Origin of the sequence: Pseudoalteromonas sp. NZS127_1 (assembly GCF_015864295.1) — a bacterium.
Classification (GTDB): Bacteria; Pseudomonadota; Gammaproteobacteria; order Enterobacterales; family Alteromonadaceae; genus Pseudoalteromonas; species Pseudoalteromonas arctica.
On sequence record NZ_JADYXO010000007.1, the window covers coordinates 164,481 to 189,144 of the forward strand.

Here is a 24,664-nt window from a genome sequence, read left to right on the forward strand (position 1 = left end):
ACTGTTCGGATAATTAATAAACAAAACCAAGCCTAATAAAGGTACGTTGTACCTTTATTAGGATGTTTGAGATGGGTGAGGGGTTTATTAAGACTAAGTAAGCTCAGCCTTAATAGCGTGTATTTACAATTGGTTTTTATAAACAACACCTGCTTTCATTACGAAGGGTACTGACTCTAAGGTTTTAATGTTTTTAAGAGGGTTTGCTTTTACAGCAATTATATCAGCAGCAAATCCGGTTTTAATTTGTCCTAACTGAGTATCCATTTTTAATAACTTAGCGCTATTAATAGTGGATGCTTGAATGGCTTGTAGTTCTGTCATGCCAAATTCAACCATGCGGCTAAACTGTTTTGCATTATCCCCGTGCGGGTAAATTGCTGCATCGGTCCCGAACACCATTTTTACACCCGCTTTTACAGCACGGCTAAAGCTATCACGCTGCCTTTTTGATACTTGGCGTTCTTTATTTAGATTTTCTTCGTCTACGCCATTTTGCTCGCCATAAGTTAGCGTGTATTCGGTGTTATAAATATCCATAGAAAGCCAAGTTCCATGCTCTTTGGCAAGGGCTATGGCTTCGTCATCTAAAAAGCTGGCGTGCTCTACGCTATCAACACCTGCTTTAATGGCTGTTTTAATCCCGCTTGTACCATGTGCATGGGCTGCAACCGGTAAATCGCGCATATGGGCTTCATCAACAATGGCTTTCATTTCTTCAAAAGAATACTGCTGTGCACCTACTTTAGTGCCTTTTGAAAATACGCCACCGGTGGCGCAAAACTTAATTGCGTTTGCCCCATATTTAATGTTTTCGCGCACCTTTATACGCGCAGCCCATGGACCGTCTGCGACGCCACTTGAAGTATATTTAAGCTCAGGAGGTAATCGGTTGTTATCACAGTGCCCGCCGGTAATTCCGAGTGATGGACCCGCAGCCCAAATACGAGGGCCTACAATATCACCTGCATTTATTCCATCACGCACCGCTATAACGCTGTAACCTTCAGCGCCAACATTACGTACTGTAGTAAATCCGGCTTCTAAGGTTTTTTTAGCAAAATAAGCCGCTTTAATTGCCATACGCGGAACAGATTGTCCTAAACGCTCACTACGAGAAACAGTTGGGTCACTTGTTAAATGCACGTGCATATCCATTAAACCAGGCATAAGTGTTAGCTCCGGCAACGCGATATGCTCATCATTTTTAGAAAGCCTAGGTTTTTTGTTTTGTTCAATGTTTGTAATTACGCCATCATCAATAGTAATCAAGGGCGATTTAATGAGCGTGCCATTTTCAACATTAACCATGGCTTTAGCCGATAGGTATGTAACGGCATGGGCATTAAAAGTAGTTAAGCAAAGTAAGGCAATAGAGGTACTGAGTAGTCGTTTTTTCATTTTATTTTTCTTTTAAATCATATTTGAATTAATAGAAATGTAACAAGTTCAGATAAAAGTGCAAATTTAATACGATGAATGCAATCTGTCGTAATTTCTTTATTAAGCGCTGTTAAATGCGCATAATTAAAAAACGATATTAAAAAGGATTATCATGAAATCAATTAAATTAGCATTAGTTGCCAGTGGCGTTATGTTTGCTTTAAGTGGCTGTATGAATACTGGGCTTAATACAAGCACTAACACCAGTGCGCAGCTAAACACAGTTAACGCATCGGCAGGTATTGTTTCAGAGCTTTCGGCAGAGCAACAGCTTGATGTACTTGTTGCACAGTATTACGATGAATCGCTTACATATAGCCCTATAAGCGCAACGTACAGTGGCCGTAACGAGTTTAACGATCAATTTACGCCAGCTATCTCAAAAGAAAATAGAGCAAAAAAAGCGGCTTTTTATAAAAAATATCAACAGCGATTAAACTTTATAGATAAAGCACAGTTAACAGGGCAGTCGCTTTTAAGTTTTGAAATATTAGAGCGCGACCTTGCACTAAAATTAGAGGGCATGCAGTTTCCTGATTATTTATTACCAATTAATCAAATGGCGGGTGCGCATAACACGTTTGCAGGTTTTGGCTCAGGTCAAAGCGCTCAGCCGTTTAATTCAGTTGAAGATTACACTGCTTTTATGTCGCGCAGCGAAGGTTTTGTAAAGTGGCTTACTAGTGTAGAGCGCTCAATGGCTCAAGGTATTAAACTAGGTATTACCTTGCCAAAGCCTCTGGCTGAAAAACTGCAACCACAATTTGCGGCTCATGTAGTTAAAAATGCTGAAGACTCACTATTTTGGGGACCAATTAAAAAATTACCAGAATCGTTTAGCGCACAGCAAAAGCAAAAAATTACAGCGCAGTATCGCGAACTGATTATGCAGCACTTAGTACCAGCTTATAAAAGCATGAGTGACTTTTTAGCTAATCAGTATATTCCTAATAGCCGAGAAAGCGTTGGTTATAGTGACTTACCAAACGGTAAAGCATGGTACGAATACCAAATTAAGAAAAACACGACGCTTAGCTTATCTGCAGACGAAATTCATGAGATTGGTTTAAGTGAAGTGTCGCGCATTTTAAGTGAAATGAAAAAAGTAAAAGAAACCGTAGGTTTTAAAGGCGAGTTATCTGAATTTTTTGACCACTTACGTAATTCAGATGAGTTTTACTATAATACGCCACAGGAGCTAATTGCAGCATATGAAAACGTTAAGAAAAAAATAGATGCGCGTTTGCCTCTGCTTTTTAACATAGCACCAAAAGCACCTTACGTTGTAAAAGCGGTTGAAGCTTACAGAGCGCAGTCGGCTGCAGGTGCGTCGTATGCATCTCCTGCACCTGATGGCTCTCGCCCAGGCATTTTTTATATCAATACGTATAACTTAAAAGCACAGCCGAAATTTTTACTCGAAACCTTATCTATTCACGAAGCTGCGCCAGGACATCACTTTCAAATAGCTCTGCAACAAGAAATAGACGGCTTACCTGACTTTCGCAAATTTGGTGGTTACACCGTATTTGCAGAAGGTTGGGCACTTTACGCAGAAAGCTTAGGCAAAGAGCTAGGCTTATTTACCGACCCTTACATGTGGTACGGGCGTTTATCAGACGAGCAATTACGTGCAATGCGTTTAGTGCTTGATACTGGTTTTCATGCAAAAGGGTGGACGCGTCAGCAGGGTATTGATTACATGCTTGCTAACTCATCTATGGCTAAAAGTGACGTAATAGCTGAAGTTGAGCGTTATATTGCATGGCCGGGGCAGGCGCTTTCTTACAAGTTAGGGCAGTTTAAAATCCAAGAACTACGTGATTATTCTAAAAAAGAACTCGGCGATAAATTTGATATTAAAGCGTTCCACACGCAAATATTAATTGATGGTGCATTACCAATGCCAATTTTAGAGGAAAAAATTAAGCGTTGGGTTAAATCGCAAAGCTAATTTTTAGCGCAAAGCCAGTACTTTGAAAGGGTATTGGCTTTGCGCCATTTGCAGCAATACGGTAGAATGCGCGCTCTTTAGGGGGCACGAGTAAACTATGTTTGATCAACAATTAGCAAATACACAATTTTGGCTTAAAAAAAGCTTAAGCGACATGAGTCAAAACGAATGGGAAGCCATTTGTGATGGATGCGGAAAATGTTGTTTAAATACGTTTATTGATAGCGAAGATGAAGACGAATTTACCGCCACCGATCAGTTACGTGAAGGTGAGCAGTTAATATTTACTAATATTGTGTGTCAGTATCTTGATAACAACACCTGTGGTTGTAGCGAGTACGAAAACCGCCAAACGCTTGTTCCTTCTTGTGTAAAACTCACAAAAGAAAACCTTAAAGACATCTTTTTTATGCCGCAAAGTTGCAGTTACCGCCGTTTACACGAAGGGCGTGGCTTGGCTTCTTGGCATCCGTTATTAAATAATGGCGATAAAACAAAAATGCACGAGTTAGGGATTTCTGTAAAAGATAAAACAGTAAAAGATTGCGATGTAAAGCTAGACGACTTTGATTTATACATTGCAGAGTGGCCAACAAAGGACGCTGATTAATGAGCAAACAACAAGCGGTAATTGGTTTAATTAATCCTAAAAGCCCGACTAATGTTGGTGGCGTATTGCGTGCTGCAGGGTGTTACGACGCTAAACAGGTTTTTTTTACTGGTAATCGTTATTTAAACGCCAAGAAATTTCATACCGACACAAAAAATGTACTTGAGCGTATCCCGCTTACCGAAACTGATAGTTTAGAAGTAGTAAAGCCAGAGGGTGCAACCGTTGTTGTTATTGAACTTATTGAAGGTGCAACGCCTTTACCTGAGTTTAAACACCCTGAAAATGCATTTTATATATTTGGTCCTGAAGACGGCTCAATCCCAAAAGATGTTTTAAAGTGGTGCGATGAGGTTGTTTATATTCCCACTATTGGCTGTATGAACCTAGCGGCAACCTGTAATGTAGTTTTGTACGACCGATTAGCTAAATTAGGCGGCGTTGAGAGCAGCGATACAACAATTATAAGCTCGCGCGATACAAATAATAAAATGAAATGGGAAAAAGCATCTGATTAAGGTTTATCAGTGCAAAAAGTTTAGTTGTAACTAAACTTAAAAACATGATTAATCATAAATAGATTTTTACATGCGCTGGTTTTATTTTATATTATTACTGACAAGTAGTAATTGTTTTGCAGAAACGTCAGTTGAATATTATCAAAATGGTATTCAACATGTTTTAAATGGGCATTATCACAAATCAGGAGTGCTCTATGAAGCGAAAACTCCCAAACAAACACTCCATTTAGCCACACTCGACTGGCCTCCTTATATTGGTAGTAATTTATGTAATAAAGGATGGGTTTATCAGTTTTCTATTGCCTTATTAAATAGTAAGGGCTACAGCGTATATATTGAATTTTTGCCTTGGGCAAGAGCTGTACGAAATGTAGAACTAGGCAAAGCTGATATATTAATGCCTGAATACTTTATAGAAGATACAGCCCCCTCCGATTATGTTAATGGTAAAACACGTCGAGAATTACTTGGTTTATCTAATTCGTTTAAAGGTGGCGAAATTGCATTTTTAAAACGAAAAGGTGATAAGGATCGTTTCACTGGAAACTTAAAATCGCTTAAAGGGCAAAAAATTGGGGTTGTTCGTGGGTATCAAAACACACCTGAGTTTGATGCCATGATGGATAATAATGAGTTTGAAATTATTACCTCTGTTGATGATTTACAACTTGTTCAGCTACTGGTTGCTAAGCGTGTTGATTTGATTATAGGCGATCCCGACGTTTTAAAGTTCTCAGTTTCTTACTCCTCTTTGAGTAAATCTAAAAAAAACACCTTGCTTTCATCCATTGAAAAAGAAAACATCCCTTTGCAATACAACCCATTATATTTTGCTATTAGTAAGCTTACACCTAACTGGCTTTTAGTATTAGAGGATATAAACGAAGGGCTTTATCAGTTTCATAACAGTGGCGAAATAGACCGAATTATTAGTGCGACCAATACGCAATGTGAATAACGCCGCTGGAACGTTCCACAAGCACGCTGACTAATTTATATATAAACATGTAGAATCGTTTTCAACTTGTTAATGGAGTGAAAACGACGTGAGTGAAATAAATACAAATCAATCATTCGCGGTCAACGAACAGCCAAATAAAAATTATCTGTTTCCACTGACTGCAATGACGACCCTATTTTTTTTATGGGGTTTTATTACTGTTTTAAACGATGTACTAATACCACGATTAAAAGGCGTATTTGATTTAAGCTTTTTTGAAGCGATGCTAGTACAGTTTTGCTTTTTTGGTGCTTATTTTATTGTTTCTATCCCTGCGGGGATTTTAGTTAAGCAGTTTGGTTATAAAAAAGGGATTTTAACTGGTTTAATTGTAGCTTCAATTGGGTGCATGTTGTTTTATCCTGCTGTTGTAGTACATGAATATTGGCTATTTTTGAGCGCTTTATTTGTACTTGCCGCTGGTGTAACGGTGCTTCAGGTTTCTGCCAATCCTTATGTTGCAGCTCTTGGGAGCGAAAAAACAGCTTCTTCTCGTTTAAATTTGGCACAAGCACTTAATGCGCTTGGTACTACCGTTGGGCCTTATGTAGGTGGTTTATTATTTTTTGGTACAGCGGGTAGTCTAGCTGCCTCTGCAGCAACCGCTGAGTCTGTAAAAGTGCCTTATTTAATGCTCGCTGGTGCCTTATTACTTATCGCTATTATATTTGCCTTTATAAAGCTTCCAGAAATTGAAGCCCATAAAGAGGAAAATAATGCTGCAGTAGAATCTCGTTCATTAACTCAAGCACCTCACTTAACTATGGGTGTACTTGCTATATTTTGTTATGTAGGTGGGGAGGTTGCCATTGGCAGCTTTTTAGTTAACTATTTTGGTGAGGCGCACATAGCAGGACTTGAAGAGCATACTGCGGCTGCACTTATTAGTTATTACTGGGGCGGGGCAATGGTAGGACGTTTTATTGGCTCTGTATTATTACAAAAGATAGCACCTTCTAAAGCTATAGCGTTTAATGCATTTAGTATTATTGCGCTATTGCTGATCACTATTTTTACTCAAGGTGACGTCGCTTTATACTCAGTATTGGCAATTGGTTTATTTAACTCAATTATGTTCCCGACTATATTCTCAGTTGCTATTGAGCGACTAGGATCGTTGACCAGTAAAGGTTCTGGTTGGTTATGCTTAGCTATTGTAGGCGGTGCACTTGTACCATTACTTCAAGGCTTTATAGCCGATACAGTAAATATACAGCAAAGCTTTTTTGTTCCGATGCTCTGTTATGTATTTATTGCATGGTACGGATTAAATGTTGTTCGCTTAGCAAATAAGTGGAAATAACAGACTATACAAGAGTGACTGAATACGTATTCAGTCACTTATAAAGCTACATTTAATAGGAACGTTCCATAAGCAATTAATACGAGTCGCAATTTATTTCAATATTAGTCAGTTACCCCCTACAGCCTTTTGTTTTTTAATCCTTTATCCTTATTTTTATCTAATAACCTAGTCACAAGCCTTATTTATTAGGACATTTAGCTAAATTTTTGCTAAAACTGTATGGATAATAGAGATAAATAATAAAAAGGATGTATATGCTTAACTCGTTGAAATTTACTTCCAAAGTGACTATTGCAGCCTCTTTAATTTTGGTTTTGGTGCTAGGGTTATTTACTTTTAATAACTACATTTCGATGCGCAAGCAAACCGAGCTGCAGTTAAGCCTTGTATTACAACAAAATTCCGAATCTGTTTCACAAAATATAGCGAGTTGGTTAAATGCAAAGTTGGCGATTGTTATATCAATTGCTAAAACCCATAAAGCTAATGATTCTAAAGCACTCACCCTTTCACAATTAAATACTGCAGAGCTTGCCGGAAGCTTTAAAAATACGTATATAGGTAAATCCAGCGGCACGTTTATATTAAACGATCAATCAGTTGTTTTACCTGCTGATTTTGATGCGACCTCTCGCCCTTGGTATAAATTAGTCGAAAACAAATCAAATACCGCTTTTACAACTCCCTATATTGATGTAACAACTAACGAGCTTACAATTTCAGCGGTAGTACCCATGCTACAAAATGGCCAGTTTAGCGGCGTTGCAGGTGCCGATATTGATATGCAAACAGTGACTAAAATTATTAACGATATTGATTTTTTAGGTCTCGGTTATGGTTTTTTACTCGATAACAAAGGTCAAGTGTTAAGCCATCCTAATGCTAAGTTAAACTTAAAAAATACATCAGACATTTTTGGTACTAATACGCCCTTGCAAAGTGAGTTTACCCAATACGAGATAAACGGAGAGTCTAAGCTTATCTCGTTTACAAAAATTAGTGGTATTGAAAACGTAGATTGGTACCTAGGTGTTGTTATAGATAAAGATAAAGCGTATGTCAGCGTTTCTAACTTTGGCCAAACTGCGGCTGTTTTTATGGTGATAGGGATCATTACTATCATTATTATGATGCAGCTTTTATTACGCTATTTAATGCAGCCTATGAACCGTTTAAACGATGCCATTAAAGATATAGCACAAGGCGAAGGCGATTTAACAAGGCGCTTAACCGTTGAAAATGATGATGAGTTTGGCGACTTAAGCCATTCATTTAATATTTTTATCGAAAAAATTCAGCATTCAATAGAGCAAGTAAAAGAGTCCACAGAGCAATTAGATACAGTTATTGAGAGCTTGGTATCACAAACACATTCATCATTGTCTATGTATGATGACCAAAGCAAGCGTACCGATAGCGTGGCAGCGGCTATTAATCAGTTTTCAGCTACATCTATGGATATTTCAAATAATGCAGAGAGTGCATCGCAGCTTGCTAAAAATGCAGATGAGCACTCAACACAAAATCAAGAAGCATTAAGCCACAGCGTTGCAACCATCCATCAGCTTTCGGCTAATATGGAGAAAGCTCAGCAAACTATAAACAGTTTAAATACGCACACAGCCAGTATTGGGCAAGTGCTTGAAGTTATTAAAGGTGTAAGCGAGCAAACTAATCTATTGGCACTCAATGCTGCAATAGAAGCCGCTAGAGCAGGAGAGGCAGGACGCGGTTTTGCTGTTGTAGCAGATGAAGTACGCCAATTAGCACACCGCACTCAACAATCAACGCAAGAAATTGAAGACACGGTGAGCCAGTTACAAAAAGGCTCAAACCTTGCTGTAGAGCTTATGAAAACAAGCCTTCAAGACAGTGAAAAAAGCGTACAACAAGCAGATGCCGTCGGCAATTTAATGAGTCATGTTATACAAGCTATTAAGCAAATTAACGATGCAAATCAGTCTATGGCCAGTGCAACCGATGAGCAAAACCAAGTTGTTAAGTTATTAGATACCGATATTCAAACAATTAGCGCGCTTTCTATACAAGGCAAGGCTAACTTAAATGACACACTTAACGAATGTACCAAACTAAAACAACAGTTTAGTGCCTTAGAAAATATGGTTCAAAAGTTTAAAGTATAAAATTAATGACTAAAAAAAATGTAAATAAACCAAACTGGCTCAGTCTAATAAATATCGACAGTGTTTATAGCTCAGACATGCAACGCAAAGCGTTTTCTTTATTTACCATGATTGGGATATCAATTGTGGTGATTGCTGTATTAGTGTTTTTGAATTATAAGGTTTACTCACCGATACTCACTGCTTCATTAATTATCGTTAACATTACAAATATAAGCTGTTCTATTTACTTTATAAGAACGGGTAATCTTCAAGTAGTGGCATTAATGAGTATGAGCATTGTGTGCATGATGTTTGTTGCACTTGTTTATACCGGTGGTAAAGACAACACCGCGCTATATTGGCTAATGTTTTATCCTGTAGTGACGTTTGCATCTTTAGGGGTCAGATTAGGTGCTTGGTTAGGTTTTACTTTACTGTTTTCTTGTATTGTTATTTTATACGGCCCTGACTTTGGTCAAGTTAGCTATGGCGACGTAGAAAAAACACGATTTATAGCGTCCTTTTCTATGGTGTTTTTATTCTCATTTATTGGTGAGTATTTTAGGCATAAAAGCCACATGGCTATTGCCGATATTACGCTAGAGCAAAAACAAGATGCTTATACCGACCCCCTTACTGGTATAGCAAACAGACGTTTCATTACCTCTCATTTTTTAAAGCTTGCCCAAACACGCCCAGAGCAGTACTTACCTTTTTCAATTTTGTTAATTGATTTAGATAACTTCAAATCTTTAAACGATACGCATGGTCACGATTTTGGTGATACGGTATTGATTGAATTTACCAAGCTCCTTGAATCTCAGTTTTTGGCAACTGCGCTAAAGGCCCGTTATGGCGGTGAGGAGTTTGTTGTTATTTTACCGCAGGTTACTGTTGCTACAGCCACTGTAATAGCAAACAAATTTCGAGAGGCTGTTGCAGGGCACGTTATATTTACTGATGACAAGCAGCGTATTTCAATCACCTGTAGTATTGGTATTTCCCAAGTAAATAAAGTAACTGATTATGATGATTCGTTAAAACAAGCTGATGAAGCTCTTTATAGTGCAAAGGCTGCTGGTCGTAATAGTGTCGTCTCGAACTAGTTGAAGGATTAATATGTCTCAAAGTAAATTAATATATGTTCATGACCCAATGTGTAGCTGGTGTTGGGGTTACTCACCAACCTGGCTTAAGCTAAAATCAGAGCTTGCTGGCAAAGTAGCAATTGAATATAAAGTAGGTGGATTAGCACCTGATAGCCAAGACCCAATGCCACAAAATATGAAAGAGATGCTTGAGGGTACTTGGCATAAAATTTCAGCGCAGTTAGGTACGCAATTTAATTATAACTTTTGGCGTAATTGCCAGCCAAGGCGTTCAACGTATCCCGCATGTAGAGCCGCACTTATAGCGCGTAAAGCGGATAAAGAAGCCCAAATGGTGGCTGCAATTCAAAATGCTTATTACCTAAATGCGCAAAACCCGTCTGATGAAAGTACATTAATTAGTTTGGCTGAAAAGATTGGCTTAGATAAAAATGAGTTTACCGCGCAGCTAACGTCAAGCGAGCTTAATGATGAATTTAAAGCTGAGTTATCCTTTGTTCGTACACTACCAATCCAAGGTTTTCCCTCACTAGTGCTTATTAAAGGTAATAAAGCATACCCAATTGAAATAAATTACACTGATTGGCATTATTCCCTTAATCAAATTAATTCAATTTTAAAATAATTCAGCCTGTTTATAAGGCATTTTGCTAACAAATGCTCTTATCATCTTAAAAACCCCCTCGTAAGTCTTAATTATTACCACTGTCATAAAAGCGACTTTTTTGCGCAACATCCTTGTCATGTTTCATCTATAAACTCCTGCTCATTGAAATTATTAAGTCATAAATTATTTATATAACAAAGTTTATGACCTAAAAAAACAAACTAGCAAATCCGCTAACTAACGAGTAAAGGTGTATGCGATGAAAGGCGTTAAACCATTAATTTTAGCTGGTATTGTGGCCGCAAGTGCAGCAGTACACGCAAACGATTTAGATAAGGTTATTGATAAAAGCAGTGAAATTAATAAATCAGCTGCGCAATCACAAACAAAAATAGACAAGATTGCAGATTCAATGCAAGGACGTTTACAACAATTTAAAACCCTCAATAAAGAAATTGACGGTTTAGCTGTTTACAACGCTCAGCTAACTAAACAGTTAAATAATCAAGTAGAAGAGATGGAATCTTTAAACCTGTCTATGGATCAGGTTTCTATTATTGAACGTCAAATTACGCCGCTAATGCTTAGAATGATTGAAGGCCTTGAGCAGTTTGTATCTTTAGATATTCCATTTTTAGCTGATGAGCGCACTAAGCGTGTTACATCTTTAAATGAAATGATGAATCGTGCAGATATCAATTCAAGTGAAAAATTTCGCCGTGTACTCGAAGCCTATCAAGTAGAAGTAGACTACGGGCGCACTATTGAAGCCTATACCGCACTTTTAAACGTGGATGACAAAGAGCGTGAAGTCGATTTTTTACGCATTGGCCGTTTAGAGCTTATTTACTTAACACGCGATGGTAAAAAAGCAGGTAGTTGGAATGCAGATACAAAATCATTTGAAGCATTACCAGACTCTACAATAAGCCAAATTAATAAAGGCTTACGTATTGCGCGTAAGCAACTTGCCCCAGATATGTTAACTCTGCCAGTACATGCAGCAGAATAAGAGGTTAAAAATGAAATTGTTTACTCAAATGACAAAAATAGCTCTTTTTGCTGCAAGCCTAAGCATTACTGGTGCAAGTATAGCGGCAGAGCCAATGAACCTAGATTCATTACTTAAAACGCTCGAAAATGGTCAATCAGCTCAAAGCGAGCAAAATAAGCAGCGCGAACAAGAGTTTACTGCTCGTCAAAACGAGCAAGTACAAACGCTTAAAAATACGCAAGCAAAGCGTAATCAAATGCTGGTGGAATCTGAGCGCTTAGAAACGCAGTTTGAAGAAAACGAAGTTAAACTTGCTAACTTAACAGACACGCTTTCTAAACGAATGGGTTCCCTTAAAGAATTGTTTGGCGTGTTACAGCAAGTAGCAGGTGATTCTAGTAATAAGTTTGCGACATCAATTATATCTTCCCAGATTGCTGGGCGTAGTACGTTTATGGATGACCTTGCTCAAAAAATGGGTTCAACTTCAAAACTTGCTTCAATAGAAGATATTGAAAAAGTATGGTTTGAACTACAGCGCGAAATGACCGAGCAAGGCAAAGTAAGTCGTTTTAACGCAAGTGTCATTGTTGAAGGCGGTACTAAAGCACAGCAAGAAGTTGTGCGAGTGGGTGCATTTAACCTTATATCAAACGGTAAGTACTTAGAGTTTAATTCCTCGACTAATTCTTTGAGCGAATTAACTCGCCAACCTGTATCGCGCTTTACCGCAACGGCAGACGATCTTCAAAGTACTAAAAGCGGTGTGGTGCAATTCGCACTTGACCCAACAGGCGGCTCTATTCTTGGTTTATTAGTTCAAGCACCCGATACACAAGAACGTGTTCATCAAGGTGGCACTGTTGGTTATGTGATTTTAGGTGTGGGTGTTATTGCACTCCTTATATCACTAGAGCGTTTTTTCTCATTATTGATTATGGGCGGTAAAATTCGTCGTCAGCTTAAAGATACAGTTGCACGTGATGACAATCCGCTTGGACGTGTAATGAAAGTAAAAGATCAATTTCCGAGTGTTTCACACGACACACTTGAGCTTAAATTAAGTGAAGCTATTTTACGTGAAATGCCAAAAGTGACGCGTAATTTAACACTTATCAAAATCATCTCTGTTGTTGCACCGCTGTTAGGTTTATTAGGTACGGTAACAGGCATGATCAATACATTCCAAGCAATCACCTTATTTGGTACTGGGGATCCTAAGCTTATGGCGGGTGGTATTTCTCAAGCACTAGTAACAACGGTACTTGGCTTGGTTGTGGCAATTCCGACGGTATTTTTATACACCTTACTTAATACGCGCGCTAAAAATATCTTGCTAACTATTCAAGAGCAGAGCGCCGGTATTATCGCAGAGCGTAGCGAGAAGGGAGCATAAACCATGGTGCTATTGATTGACTCAATCAATGCTATCCGTGATTTTCTCGACACTGGTGGCCAGGTTCTCTTGGTCATCGGGGTGTTAATCTTCGCGATGTGGTTATTGATACTCGAGCGATTTATTTATTTTTTCAACGGTTTTCGAAGCTATAAACAGGGTGTGAAAACCGATTGGATTAACCGCGCAGAACGTAATAGTTGGAACGCAGAGCAAATCCGCGAAGCAATAATATCGCGAGCAGGGATGCGCTTAAATACAAACCTTTCTTTGATTAACGTAATGGTTGCTTTGTGCCCACTACTTGGTTTGTTAGGCACTGTAACGGGCATGATAGAAGTGTTTGATGTAATGGCAATTACCGGCACAGGGAGTGCGCGTTCAATGGCGTCAGGGGTATCTAAAGCAACTATCCCGACAATGGCAGGCATGGTAGGTGCGTTATCTGGGGTATTTGCCTCAACGTATTTACAACGAAAAGCTAAGCGCGAAGTAGAACTACTACAAGACAGCATGGTTTTAGACCATTAAGCAAAATTTTGATGAGCGGCTCTTATAAAGCCACTCATCCTAGGAGAATAAAAAATGAGAGCCCCGTTAGGAAACCTATTTCAAGAAGATGAAGCTGAAGAAATAAACATGACCCCAATGCTAGACGTTGTATTTATCATGCTTATTTTCTTTATTGTAACTGCCTCTTTTGTTAAAGAAGCCGGTATTGATGTTAACCGCCCAGAAGCCGCAACTGCTGTGAAAAAGGAGCGTGCAAATATCCTTGTGGCGATTTCAGATACAGGTGAAATTTGGATTAATAAACGTCAAATTGATGTACGCGCAGTACAAGCCAATATCGAGCGTTTAAAAGCAGAAAATCCACAAGGTAGCGTTGTGATTCAAGCGGATAAAAAAGCCACTACCGAAATGTTAATAAAGGTGATGGATGCCTCGCGCGCGGCGGGCGCATTTGATGTATCAATTGCCGCACAAGATGCGTCTTAAGGGCTAGTTATGTTGCGATATTTAGTTGCATTAGTGATAGCTGGTGTAGTGACCTTTATGTTGTTTTTAGGCATGCAGGCACTGATCACTGGCGGTGAAGGCGCTATGACGGATCCGGTAAAGGGTAACGTACTTGATTTTGTTCGCTTGAAAAAAGAAGAAACCGTACAAAAAAAAGAGCGTAAGCCACAAAAGCCACCAACACCAAAAGAGCCGCCACCACCAATGGAATCACCGCAAATGCAAAATAGTGATGCTACAGCTAATGCTAACAACTTTGACTTTGGTGCAAACGTTGATGCGGATGTAAATTTAGCCGGCGGGTTAGCACTTGAAACAAGTGATGGTGAGTATTTACCCATTGTTAAAGTGGCACCTGTTTATCCGCGCCGTGCATTATCGCGAGGTATCGAAGGCTACGTTATTGTTGAATTTATAGTAACTAAACAAGGCACTGTACGCGACCCACAAGTAGTAAAAGCAGAGCCTGAGTCACTGTTTGATAGAGCCGCGATGGATGCAGCACTTAAATTTAAATATAAACCACGCGTAGTTAACGGTGAAGCCGTTGAAGTGGCGGGTGTTCAGAACAAAATATCTTTCCAAATTAGCGGTTAATTTAGTAATTAACCACGAGTATACGGACAGTAATGTGAGGCGATTATGAAACCATTTATTAAATCAGTTATGAAATTAAACCCAACAACTAAAATTTTAAAAGTTACACTATTTTGTACCGCTGCAGTAAGTACAAGCATTGTAACTCCAAGTGCTTTAAGCCTGATACCAGGGCTAAATGTAGCTACGGCACATGCAGAGTCAGAACAAAAAACTAAACGTGTACCAGCGCTTCGCGAAAAGGTCTACAGCCAACTCGCACGTGCACAAAAACTCGCTGATGATGGCGATGTTAAAGCAGGCCTTGAAGCGCTTGATAGCATTCAAGAACGTGCATCAAGTATGAATTCGTACGAAATTGCAATGATGCATAACTTTTATGGCTTTATTTATTACAACGAAAACGATTTACCAAAAGCGATAGCTTCGTTTGAAAAGGTCGTAGCAGAGGAAGCCATTCCTGAGTCGCTTCGTTTAAGCACTACGTTTAGTTTGGCGCAATTAGCTATGGCTAATAGTGATTACACTAAAGTTATCGCATTTTTAGATGACTGGGACAGTATTAACACTAAGCCTAAAACAGAAGGCTATTACTTGTTAAGAGCCCAAACTTATTATCAGTTAAAGGATTATAAAAAAGGGCTTGAGTACATATCTCAAGTAATTGCTTTAAGCGACAGCGAAGGCAAAATCCCTAAGGAAAACTGGTTAGTACTACAGCGTGCAATGTATTACTCACTTAATCAAACTGACAAAGTTGTTGAAGTACTTGAGCGCATGGTAAAGCTTTATAACAAGCCCGAGTATTGGGTACAGTTATCGGGTATGTATGGTGAAACAGGGCAAGAAAAGCAGCAGTTGGCGGTAATTGAAGCGGCTTATCAGCAAGGATTTTTAACCTCTAAGTCTGATTTACGTCAATTAGCGCAAGTGTATTTATATAACGGCTTAGCATTTAAAGCCGCAGACGTTATGAGCGATGCGATTGAAAAAGGGATTGCAGAGCAAAACGCTAAAAACTATGCCTTTGTAGCTGAGGCGATGATTCAAGCAAAAGAAGACGAAAAATCAATAAAATACTTTGTAAAAGCAGCCGATTTATCACCCAGTGGTAAGTATGATCAACGCTTAGCTGAAGTATATGTTAATACTGAGCAATATGAAGAAGCGGCCGACGCAGCGCGTAAAGCACTTAATAAAGGCTCACTTGATTTTGAATCAAATGCATTTGTAGCCTTGGGTATGGCTCAGTACAACTTACAAAATTTTGATGCCTCTATTTTAGCGTTCGAACAAGCCGAAAAACATAAAAAATCACAGCGTTTAGCACAACAATGGATTAAATATGTAAAGCGCGAGAAAGTGCATGCAGAAACACTTAGAACAGCCTTACTGTAAATTTCAATAATTCCTGCGCACGTATAAGTAGGAATTATAAAGCCATTTCATAATCGCAATACCAAACCGCCTCATGGCGGTTTTTTTGTTGCTATAAAAAGTAACCAATTGATTTTATGAAAGTTAACATTGTCATCTTACGGTTATCAAACTGTAACTACTTTGTCATATCACTACAGTATCTTACCTGCATTCGATAACTCAAGTCACCTTAATGCATGAGTATCGTGCTTTAAAGTGACTTAAGTTTTTACTTAATACGCTAACAAAATAATTAAATACTTTAACGGAGTGAACAATGAAATTATCTGATTTATTCAAGGTCAGCCTAGTAGCAACTGCAATGACTCTAGCTGGCTGTGGCGGCGATATCGAAATTACACCCACTGTAAACGATAACAGCTCTACAACAGATAACAGTGTTAATAATTCAAATAATACAGCGGGCTCAACGGCTGATGAAGACGCTGAGTGTGCAAGCTATGAATCAGATGCAGGTACGGTAACGGGTGTCGTTAGCGGAATTGACTGTTTATATAACGACTCATTTGCTAGTAAAACGATCTCTATTACAAATAACATTACGTTTAAAGAATTGCCAGGCGGCGGTGTTCACGTTTTTGATGATGCCCTACAAATTGGCGAAGACGGCAGCACGGTTGATGGTTTTGAAATTCCAGCGAATGGTCCAACGATGACCGTTGAGCCGGGTGCGGTGTTAGCTTTTGGTTCAGGTGAAGCTATTTTACGCGTTGCACGCGGTGCAAAAATTCAAGCAGTAGGCACGCAAGACAAGCCTGTTGTATTTACATCAGCGAATGCGTTTGACCGCTTTGATACCGCTGGCGAAGGTGCACGTTACGCTGACTGGGGCGGTATTATTATTAATGGTAACGGCATTACTGACCAATGTACCGATGCAGAACGCGGTGGCGCTACATGTAACGTCGCTTCAGAAGGTATTACAAGTTACTTTGGTGGTAACAATAATGCAGATTCTAGTGGCAATATTAAATGGGCTAAAATTTGGTATGCGGGTTCGGGTCCACGTGTTGGTGGTGAAGGCGATGATTTAAACTCTTTAACACTTAATGCTGTAGGTTCTGGCTCTGAGTTTGATTATTTACATATTCACCAAGGTTTTGATGATGGTATCGAAATTTTTGGTGGTGCTACAACGCTTAAACATGTTGCAGTAACAGATACGCAAGATGATTCATTTGACTTTGATGCTGGTTGGCAGGGTAAAGCTCAATACTTATTTATCCAGCACGGTACTGTAACGTTAAACGACGGCACAGTTGTAAACATGGGTAACAATGGCTTTGAATCTGATGGCGTTAAAGGTGCATCTTCTGAGCAAGTTTCTCCTTCTAACCCAACTGTTGCAAACGTCACTGTAATTACGACTGATGGCAACTCTGTACGCGATGATGACCCTTCACAAGCATACAAGTTTGATGATCAGTTCAATTCAAGTATTTACAACGCTGTTATTATTAAGAAAAACGCGACAAATACACAGTGTATTCAATTCTCTGGTGACGGCGAAAAGCAAGCTGACAAAATTTCATTTACAAGTTCTGTAATGGCGTGCTCTGCAAACTTTACTGATACAGATACCTTTGCAAGTGGACCATTAGAAGGTCAAACCAAAACAGCATGGTTCGAAAATAGCGGTGCTAATCAAATTCTAACGGATGACGTAGTGCTTCTTGCTGATAATGGTTTTGCAACTAACACAGCAGCTAGCGAAGTAACGGTTACGGCCACTGATTTAAGTGCAACAGATTCATTCTTTGAAAACGTTAACTACATTGGTGCAGTATCGGATCAGGATACAGATTCTAGCTGGTATAAATGGGTTCAAGCAGCTGTTACAGCAGCCAATGCTGACTAACTAAGTACTGCATTTATAACCTCTAATTAAAGGCGCCTTGTGGCTTGTATATTAAGCGTAAGGCGCCTCTTTTGTATAACCTGATTAGGATTTTCTCATGTCTAAAAAACATAGACTCAATCAAATTACTTGGGCAATTGGCTTAGGCTTAGCTGCACAGTCTACAAGCCTTATTGCCGCCCAATCGGATGAACAGTTTACTAATTCACAAGAAATAGAAGAAGTTGTTGCTGTAGGTACGCGCTTACAAGGCAGCGCAGCCGCTGTTGTTGAAGAGCGTAAAAACCAAGCGTTTGTTGCCGATATTTTAGGTTCTGAACAATTAGCGCGTACTGGTGATAGTGATGCTGCATCTGCACTTAGGCGAGTAACAGGCTTGACGTTAGTAGATGGTAAGTTTATTTACGTACGCGGTTTAGGCGAGCGTTATTCAAGTGCTCGATTAAATGGTGCTTATATTCCAAGCCCTGATTTAACACGTAATGTAATCCCACTAGATATATTTCCTGCCAGTATTATTGAGAGTATGGCTGTTCAAAAAGCGTATTCGCCAGATATGCCCGCTGCGTTTGGTGGCGGTAATATTGATATAAGAACTAAAACAGCGCCAAGTGAATTTACAGCAGGATTTGAAGTAGGCGTAGGATACGATACAGCATCAGGCGATGGATTTACGTATAATCGTAATGAAGAGGGCATTCCAGAGGCTTTAAACAATGCGATATCACAATACCGTGGTAACTTTGGTATTGGCAATATAGTAAGTCGTGAAGGTTTTGTTGATGGTGAGCAAACCCGCGCTGAGCAAGCAACAGCGATTAACAATGCATTGTTAAAGTCACTGCCACGTGGGTATGAGCTAAAAGATGAGTCGTTAGACCCTCGTTATAATGTGAAAGCGCATTATGGCGATAGCTTTGAAGAGTCTTACTTTGGCGGCAAATTTGGCTTTTTACTGGCTGGTGCATATAAAGATGAGTGGGATTTTGAAGAGCGTTTTAGCTCTGTAATCACTCAAGATCTTGAAAACCAGGATGGTTCAATTGATTGTACAACATCGCTTGCCACAGCAGATGATGTATCTAACTCGTGCTACAACACAGTCAAAAATTCACAGGTAACTACTGAGACCGAAAGTTATAACGGATCGCTTAGCCTTTCTTATTCGCTTGGCACACATAGTATTTCAGCTCAACAGCTTTATATTATTGATAATGAAGACGAATCAGAAATTGCTATTTCGCAAAGCCCTGCAGGTAGCTCTACGTTTAGTATTGCAGGAGATGGCGTTGCAAATCGTAACCATGCGTTTAATTACGAAGAGCGCCAGTTAAATATTACTCAATTTATTGGTCAACATACCTTTTTAGACTACATGGGAATAGGTGCTGATTGGCAATATACTGAAGCTAAAGCAACGACAGATATTCCTACCAGTGCGGATTTTGAATTTCGTGATAGTTATAATAACGATGGCAGCTATGCAGGTTCTACTATAACCGGCGATGATAACCGCGTAATTATGTCGTATACCAATATGCAAGAGCGCGTTAAGTCCTACGGCGGTAACCTTACCTTGCCACTGTCTTTTGACGCGATGGAAGTTGAGTTTAAGTTTGGTTACGATTTTTCTGATAGGGCGCGACTATTTAATACCTCAAGTTTTGCTATTAATAACAGTGGTGGCTCGGGTATTTCAATTAATGATGGAAGTGCTGATCCACTCAATAACAGTGGCTTTTTAACAGACGACTTCATTAATAATAACGCCATTTTAGTTGATTTTAATGAGCCTACAGCGCCTGATGCCGACGATTACATTGCCGCTCAAAAAGTTGATGCCGGCTATGCGTCATTTGATGTTTTTTACGATCAATGGATAAGAGTCAGTGGTGGTATTCGTTATGAAGAATTTAAGCAAACATCCATTGGTACATCGAGCCTTATTTTTGATCAGCAAGATTTAAATACTTTTTACGATCCTGAAAAAATTGAAGCGGGTTCTATTGTCACAGATGATTGGTATCCTGCATTGTCAGTTACTTACGTAGGCAGTGACGATTATCAAATTCGTTTAGGTTATGGCGAAACGGTTGTTCGACCTGACTTTCGTGAAGTTGTACCGGTAACTTATTATGACCCATTAACTGATATCAGAACATTTGGCCGTACAGGCATAAAAAGTAGTCCTATTAAAAACTATGACTTACGTTATGAGTATTACGGGCAAGCAGGTAATTCATTTAGTGTAGCTGCCTTTTATAAAGACATAACTGCGCCTATCGAAACTGTACTAAATATTGGTGATGAAGATTACTCTGCGTCATTTATTAATGGTGAAACTGCTGAGGTTTACGGTATTGAGGCTGAATGGCTTCAGGACCTAACGTTTGCTGCAGAAGGTTTATTTACCAGTGGTAACATTACAATAAGTGATTCTGAGGCGTCTATTGACCCTGCGCTTGCTGGCACGTTAACTAACCCTAAAAAGCGTATGACAGGTCACTCTCAATATGTAGTTAACTTACAACTTAATTACGATTCACTTGATGGTATGCACAGTAGCTCACTTGTTTATAACGTATTTGGTGAGCGTATTTTAGCCGCAGGTGTGGCTAATCGTGACGATGCTTATGAGCAGCCATTTCATTCACTTGATTTAGTTTATACTTTTTATCCTGACTTTAACTCTAAAGTTAAATTTAAAGTTAAAAACTTATTAGATGAAGACCAAGAAGTCACACAATCAGATATTATTGTTCGCTCTAAAGAGCAGGGTATTACCTTTGACTTAAGTTACAGCTACGAGTTTTAAGCGTTTACTTTAATGTAATACTTCCTCTCAAGGGGTGAATAAATCCACCGCTAACCCTGTATTTAATACAGGGTTTTTTTATGACTATGAAAAAAATTTAAGTTCTACTTTATTCACTAGTTTTAGGGTGCTGGTGGTGTTATTTTGACGTTAATGAAAATTAAATCTCACGCAATGAATTTAATTTTTAATGTATTAAGGCATCTTTTATGAATCAAACAGTGGAACAAACAATGAAAAAAGTAGGATTAGTCGGTTGGCGTGGCATGGTTGGCTCTGTGTTATTAGAACGTATGCAGCAGCAAAGTGATTTTGCACTTATCGACACCACCTTTTTCACAACCTCACAAGCGGGTCAATTAGGCCCTGATATAGCAGGTAATGCAAAACCATTACTAGATGCAAGTGATGTATTTGAGCTTGCAAAAATGGATATTATTGTTACTTGCCAAGGCGGTGATTACACCAATACGGTTTACCCTAAGCTTCGTGAATCGGGTTGGGATGGTTACTGGATTGATGCAGCTTCAGCACTGCGTATGAGTGAGGACAGCATAATAGTGCTTGATCCTGTAAACAAAGATGTAATTGAACAAGGCTTAGCGCAGGGCGTTAAAACCTTTGTGGGCGGTAATTGTACCGTATCGCTGATGTTACTTGCATTAGGTGGTTTATTTGAGCAAGACCTAATTGAATGGGTAAGCCCAATGACTTACCAAGCGGCGTCGGGCGCTGGTGCACGAAATATGAAAGAGCTTATTGCACAAATGGGTGCTATTCATGCAAGTGTTGCAGATAAACTAGATAACCCAAGCTCTGCTATTTTAGAAATTGATAAAATAGTAAGCGAAACGATGGCGTCGAGTGATTTACCACAAGACCAATTTGGTGTGCCACTTGCCGGTAGCTTGATCCCATGGATTGACGTGCCTATGCCAAGCGGTCAGTCTAAAGAAGAATGGAAAGCGCAAGTAGAAGCCAATAAAATTTTAGGTTCTTCAAAGCAACCAGTACCTATTGACGGTTTATGTGTGCGTATTGGCGCTATGCGTTGCCATTCACAAGCGATGACCATTAAATTACGTGAAGATATAAGCGTAGAAAAAATTGAAGAAATTTTAGCGTCTCATAACGAGTGGGTTAAAGTAATTCCGAACGAGCGCGAAATTAGTTCTACAGATTTAACACCCGTTAAAGTAACAGGCACTTTAAGCATTCCTGTTGGCCGTATTCGTAAATTAGCGATGGGGCCAAAGTACATTAGTGCATTTACAGTAGGCGATCAGCTTTTATGGGGAGCGGCAGAGCCACTTCGTCGTATGTTACGCATAATTGTTGATGGTGAGTAATACCAATTCGCAATAATACTTGATCAATTTGAGGGGTTAAATCTGACGCTAACTACGTTAAAAATTTCTGATGTAGAACAACTAAATAATGAAATTTTTGCCTTGTTATCGACACGATTTTCTTCCCTCAAAATAGATCACTTAATTAAGCGAGTTGGTATAATATATAATCAGTATTAACAAAAAGGGTTGGCAAATTGCTAACCCTTTTTGGTTTTATGAGTAATGAAGACTTAAACAATACTTATTTATGAATGTTTACTGTTGTTTATTATTGAACTTAAGTAAACTGTTTACACTGTGCAACAGCCTGTTCAAGTAACATTAATGACTTCTCACATAAATAATTTTGCCAATAAGCGGTTAGCATTTGTTAGCTCTTATTTTATCTCTGCAATCGCTATAAATACGGTTGTTTCTTGTTTTCTTATTTTTAGCAGTATTAATCACAGTGCCTCTCAAGAAAAACTTTACTGGTTTTTTACGCTAACGCTTATTTCGTTACTTCGAATAGTTAGTCATGTATTTGTTAACAAAGCTCACCCTTTTAAATATCATCTGTATTTTATAGGTTTATTATTAACAGCTTTAACGTGGGCTGCTTTTCCTATTTTGTTTTATGAAAACATGGGAATACAAGAGAAATTTGTCTCTCTGGTTGTTTTTAGCTCCCTAGCTGGTGGCGGTGTTAATGTTTTAGCCTCTGATATTCGCTCATCACTGTCGTACATAACCTGCTTGTTGGTTCCATTTAGTATTTTATTACTTTTGCAGCCAATAGAAGATGAAAATGTATTGGGTGTTTTAGGACTCGTTTTATGGTTTATATTATGTTTTGTAACGGCTATACGCAGTGCAAAAGATGTAAAGTCATCTATTAATAATGAACTTAAGTTAGATCAATTCATTGAAAACTTAGAAAATGAAGTGCAACTTCGTACCGAACAAATAATCCTTTTAGAGCAAAAAGACAATCTAACTAAATTGTTTAACAGGGGAAGTTTTGTTTCTAATGTTGAACTTGATTTAGCCAATCAAAGTGATGATATTAAAGCTGTTTTATTTTTAGATATGGATGATTTTAAAATCATCAACGATAAATATGGTCATGATTTTGGTGACTTTGTATTAGCCCAAACAGGTAAACGATTAGTTGAAACACAAACCCAAGGCGACTTTATTGCGTGTAGGTGGGGAGGGGATGAGTTTATTTTTTATTCTCGTAGTAACACCGAAGACGAGCTTTTTGACTGTGTTTTTAGATTAGTTAAAACTTTAACGAAAACAGTGAGTATGGATAGCTATCAAGTAAATCCCTCTTTTAAGGTTGGGCTGTATTTTACGCGCGAAAATTTTGTTCTTGAAGACGCGATTAAATATGCTGATGTGGCTATGTATGAAGGTAAGAAAAGCCGTAACGAAATATCGGTATTTGACGAGCGGATGCACGAATCGCTTAAAAGAGAAGAAGTACTTCGTAGCTCTATTAAAGAATGCGTAGATAAAGGTGACTTTCATCTGTGTTATCAACCTATTGTTGATATAACTACAAATGAAATAACAACGTTTGAAGTACTACTTCGTTGGCAATTTAATGATGAATTTATTCCGCCTTCAGAATTTATAGATATTGCTGAGCGATATGGAAAAATTAATATATTAGGTGAGTTTGTACTTGAGCAAGCTATTGCGAGCCTAAGTAAGTTAAATGCGGTAAATAGTAATATTGGACTGTCTATTAATGTGTCGGTGTTGCAACTAGAAAACCATAACTTTTTAGAATTTTTGGTTGGGCTTTTAAATAGATACGCAGTTAAACCATACAATGTCCATTTAGAAATAACAGAAACAGTGATGATTAAAAATTTACCGTATTTGTCAAAAGTGATTACGGCCATAAAAAATACCGGTGTACGTATCTCTATTGATGATTTTGGTACTGGTTTTTCTTCTATATCAGTTTTAAAAGAGCTATCAGTTGATTATATTAAAATAGATAAATCTTACATTGATAATATTTGTGAATGCTCAAAAGATAAAAGTATTGTATCTGCGGTAACTAACATGTCGCACATGATTGGTTGCCAAGTAATAGCGGAGGGCGTAGAAAACACAGCTCAGTTAACGTTATTACAAAGTTTACAAATTGATAAATACCAAGGCTTTATATTCAGTAAACCAGTTAGATTTGCCGATGCGCTTAAACTTATTAGTTAGAGCGCTGACTTTTTAGACTCAAAGTTTGTTTTATCTAGGTTCGATTTAAGCGTGCCGTGTGTTTCTTGCTCGCTGCGAGCGGTAACTTCTTTTGTGTTATTCTATTAGCTTACATTCATATGAAAATAACTTAAAACGGAGCAATACGCCTAATGCCAGTCAGTTAAGCTGACTGGCATTTTTCTTTTTATGGGGATACTTAGATGGTTTTGGCTTAACCCATCTGGGATATCTTCTATCCTCTCGTCTAGCTGGAAGCTTAAATAAGACCAGTGTATTGAGTAAGTGCTGCCAGTGTATTG

At 38.6% G+C, this 24,664-nt stretch carries 19 protein-coding genes and 1 pseudogene; 18 read left to right on the plus strand and 2 right to left on the minus strand.

Annotation, left to right across the window (positions count from 1 at the left end; genetic code table 11):
- Positions 1-123 precede the first annotated feature (123 nt).
- Positions 124-1,401: an amidohydrolase family protein gene (locus I6F50_RS09040; RefSeq protein WP_197175999.1), complete on the minus strand. Its 1,278-nt coding sequence runs from the start codon at positions 1,399-1,401 to the stop codon at positions 124-126.
- Positions 1,402-1,555: 154 nt separating this feature from the next.
- Here I6F50_RS09040 and I6F50_RS09045 point away from each other — a divergent pair, with 154 nt between their 5' ends.
- The 18 genes from I6F50_RS09045 to I6F50_RS09130 all read left to right on the plus strand — a co-directional run bounded on the left by I6F50_RS09045 (position 1,556) and on the right by I6F50_RS09130 (position 24,362).
- Positions 1,556-3,397 carry a DUF885 family protein gene (locus I6F50_RS09045; protein WP_197176001.1) on the plus strand — a complete coding sequence of 614 codons (1,842 nt, stop codon included), beginning with the start codon at positions 1,556-1,558 and terminating at the stop codon, positions 3,395-3,397.
- Positions 3,398-3,494: 97 nt separating this feature from the next.
- Positions 3,495-4,007 carry a YcgN family cysteine cluster protein gene (locus I6F50_RS09050; RefSeq protein WP_165727974.1) on the plus strand — a complete coding sequence of 171 codons (513 nt, stop codon included), beginning with the start codon at positions 3,495-3,497 and terminating at the stop codon, positions 4,005-4,007.
- Positions 4,007-4,525, plus strand: a complete 519-nt coding sequence (locus I6F50_RS09055) for an RNA methyltransferase (protein WP_165727973.1) — start codon at positions 4,007-4,009, stop codon at positions 4,523-4,525. The genes I6F50_RS09050 and I6F50_RS09055 overlap by 1 nt, the downstream gene beginning before the upstream one ends.
- Before the next feature lie 70 nt (positions 4,526-4,595).
- Positions 4,596-5,486, plus strand: coding sequence for an ABC transporter substrate-binding protein (locus I6F50_RS09060; RefSeq protein ID WP_197176003.1), 891 nt, complete (start codon positions 4,596-4,598; stop codon positions 5,484-5,486).
- Positions 5,487-5,574: 88 nt separating this feature from the next.
- Entirely contained in the window at positions 5,575-6,831 is a 1,257-nt protein-coding gene (locus I6F50_RS09065) for a sugar MFS transporter (protein ID WP_007583255.1), read from the plus strand.
- A gap of 257 nt (positions 6,832-7,088) precedes the next feature.
- On the plus strand, positions 7,089-8,978 hold the full coding sequence (locus tag I6F50_RS09070) for a methyl-accepting chemotaxis protein (RefSeq protein WP_197159902.1): 1,890 nt from the start codon (positions 7,089-7,091) through the stop codon (positions 8,976-8,978).
- Positions 8,979-8,983: 5 nt separating this feature from the next.
- Positions 8,984-10,066: a GGDEF domain-containing protein gene (locus tag I6F50_RS09075; RefSeq protein WP_197159904.1), complete on the plus strand. Its 1,083-nt coding sequence runs from the start codon at positions 8,984-8,986 to the stop codon at positions 10,064-10,066.
- 13 nt (positions 10,067-10,079) lie between these two features.
- Positions 10,080-10,694: a DsbA family protein gene (locus I6F50_RS09080; protein WP_197159906.1), complete on the plus strand. Its 615-nt coding sequence runs from the start codon at positions 10,080-10,082 to the stop codon at positions 10,692-10,694.
- 241 nt (positions 10,695-10,935) lie between these two features.
- The gene (locus tag I6F50_RS09085; RefSeq protein ID WP_008169959.1) at positions 10,936-11,688 is read left to right on the plus strand and encodes a DUF3450 domain-containing protein; all 753 of its coding nucleotides are present in this window, start codon (positions 10,936-10,938) and stop codon (positions 11,686-11,688) included.
- Between the two features lie 10 nt (positions 11,689-11,698).
- Complete coding sequence (locus tag I6F50_RS09090) at positions 11,699-13,066, plus strand: MotA/TolQ/ExbB proton channel family protein (protein ID WP_197159907.1); 1,368 nt, start codon at positions 11,699-11,701, stop codon at positions 13,064-13,066.
- A 3-nt stretch (positions 13,067-13,069) separates the two neighbouring features.
- Positions 13,070-13,597 (plus strand): MotA/TolQ/ExbB proton channel family protein, encoded by a 528-nt coding sequence (locus I6F50_RS09095; protein ID WP_166420857.1) that lies wholly within the window; start codon positions 13,070-13,072, stop codon positions 13,595-13,597.
- 54 nt (positions 13,598-13,651) lie between these two features.
- Positions 13,652-14,065: a biopolymer transporter ExbD gene (locus I6F50_RS09100; protein ID WP_004334764.1), complete on the plus strand. Its 414-nt coding sequence runs from the start codon at positions 13,652-13,654 to the stop codon at positions 14,063-14,065.
- Positions 14,066-14,077: 12 nt separating this feature from the next.
- On the plus strand, positions 14,078-14,683 hold the full coding sequence (locus tag I6F50_RS09105) for an energy transducer TonB (RefSeq protein WP_193371817.1): 606 nt from the start codon (positions 14,078-14,080) through the stop codon (positions 14,681-14,683).
- 69 nt (positions 14,684-14,752) lie between these two features.
- Positions 14,753-16,081 (plus strand): lipopolysaccharide assembly protein LapB, encoded by a 1,329-nt coding sequence (locus I6F50_RS09110; protein WP_197119058.1) that lies wholly within the window; start codon positions 14,753-14,755, stop codon positions 16,079-16,081.
- Between the two features lie 298 nt (positions 16,082-16,379).
- Positions 16,380-17,981: a hypothetical protein gene (locus I6F50_RS09115; protein ID WP_197118986.1), complete on the plus strand. Its 1,602-nt coding sequence runs from the start codon at positions 16,380-16,382 to the stop codon at positions 17,979-17,981.
- Positions 17,982-18,078: 97 nt separating this feature from the next.
- On the plus strand, positions 18,079-20,796 hold the full coding sequence (locus I6F50_RS09120; RefSeq protein WP_197176005.1) for a TonB-dependent receptor plug domain-containing protein: 2,718 nt from the start codon (positions 18,079-18,081) through the stop codon (positions 20,794-20,796).
- 209 nt (positions 20,797-21,005) lie between these two features.
- Complete coding sequence (gene asd / locus I6F50_RS09125; RefSeq protein WP_197176007.1) at positions 21,006-22,145, plus strand: aspartate-semialdehyde dehydrogenase; 1,140 nt, start codon at positions 21,006-21,008, stop codon at positions 22,143-22,145.
- A 327-nt stretch (positions 22,146-22,472) separates the two neighbouring features.
- Positions 22,473-24,362, plus strand: coding sequence for a bifunctional diguanylate cyclase/phosphodiesterase (locus I6F50_RS09130; RefSeq protein ID WP_231612998.1), 1,890 nt, complete (start codon positions 22,473-22,475; stop codon positions 24,360-24,362).
- A 159-nt stretch (positions 24,363-24,521) separates the two neighbouring features.
- Here the strand turns inward: I6F50_RS09130 and I6F50_RS09135 are convergent.
- Positions 24,522-24,664 (minus strand): annotated as a pseudogene (locus I6F50_RS09135) (IS4 family transposase); the annotation flags it as partial.

Coding starts and splice junctions, on each gene's coding strand:
- I6F50_RS09040 (WP_197175999.1), bottom strand. CDS start 1,401: ATGAAAAAACGACTACTCAGTACCTCTATTGCCTTACTTTGCTTAACT.
- I6F50_RS09045 (WP_197176001.1), top strand. CDS start 1,556: ATGAAATCAATTAAATTAGCATTAGTTGCCAGTGGCGTTATGTTTGCT.
- I6F50_RS09050 (WP_165727974.1), top strand. CDS start 3,495: ATGTTTGATCAACAATTAGCAAATACACAATTTTGGCTTAAAAAAAGC.
- I6F50_RS09055 (WP_165727973.1), top strand. CDS start 4,007: ATGAGCAAACAACAAGCGGTAATTGGTTTAATTAATCCTAAAAGCCCG.
- I6F50_RS09060 (WP_197176003.1), top strand. CDS start 4,596: ATGCGCTGGTTTTATTTTATATTATTACTGACAAGTAGTAATTGTTTT.
- I6F50_RS09070 (WP_197159902.1), top strand. CDS start 7,089: ATGCTTAACTCGTTGAAATTTACTTCCAAAGTGACTATTGCAGCCTCT.
- I6F50_RS09075 (WP_197159904.1), top strand. CDS start 8,984: ATGACTAAAAAAAATGTAAATAAACCAAACTGGCTCAGTCTAATAAAT.
- I6F50_RS09080 (WP_197159906.1), top strand. CDS start 10,080: ATGTCTCAAAGTAAATTAATATATGTTCATGACCCAATGTGTAGCTGG.
- I6F50_RS09085 (WP_008169959.1), top strand. CDS start 10,936: ATGAAAGGCGTTAAACCATTAATTTTAGCTGGTATTGTGGCCGCAAGT.
- I6F50_RS09090 (WP_197159907.1), top strand. CDS start 11,699: ATGAAATTGTTTACTCAAATGACAAAAATAGCTCTTTTTGCTGCAAGC.
- I6F50_RS09095 (WP_166420857.1), top strand. CDS start 13,070: ATGGTGCTATTGATTGACTCAATCAATGCTATCCGTGATTTTCTCGAC.
- I6F50_RS09100 (WP_004334764.1), top strand. CDS start 13,652: ATGAGAGCCCCGTTAGGAAACCTATTTCAAGAAGATGAAGCTGAAGAA.
- I6F50_RS09110 (WP_197119058.1), top strand. CDS start 14,753: ATGAAATTAAACCCAACAACTAAAATTTTAAAAGTTACACTATTTTGT.
- I6F50_RS09115 (WP_197118986.1), top strand. CDS start 16,380: ATGAAATTATCTGATTTATTCAAGGTCAGCCTAGTAGCAACTGCAATG.
- I6F50_RS09120 (WP_197176005.1), top strand. CDS start 18,079: ATGTCTAAAAAACATAGACTCAATCAAATTACTTGGGCAATTGGCTTA.
- asd (WP_197176007.1), top strand. CDS start 21,006: ATGAATCAAACAGTGGAACAAACAATGAAAAAAGTAGGATTAGTCGGT.
- I6F50_RS09130 (WP_231612998.1), top strand. CDS start 22,473: ATGACTTCTCACATAAATAATTTTGCCAATAAGCGGTTAGCATTTGTT.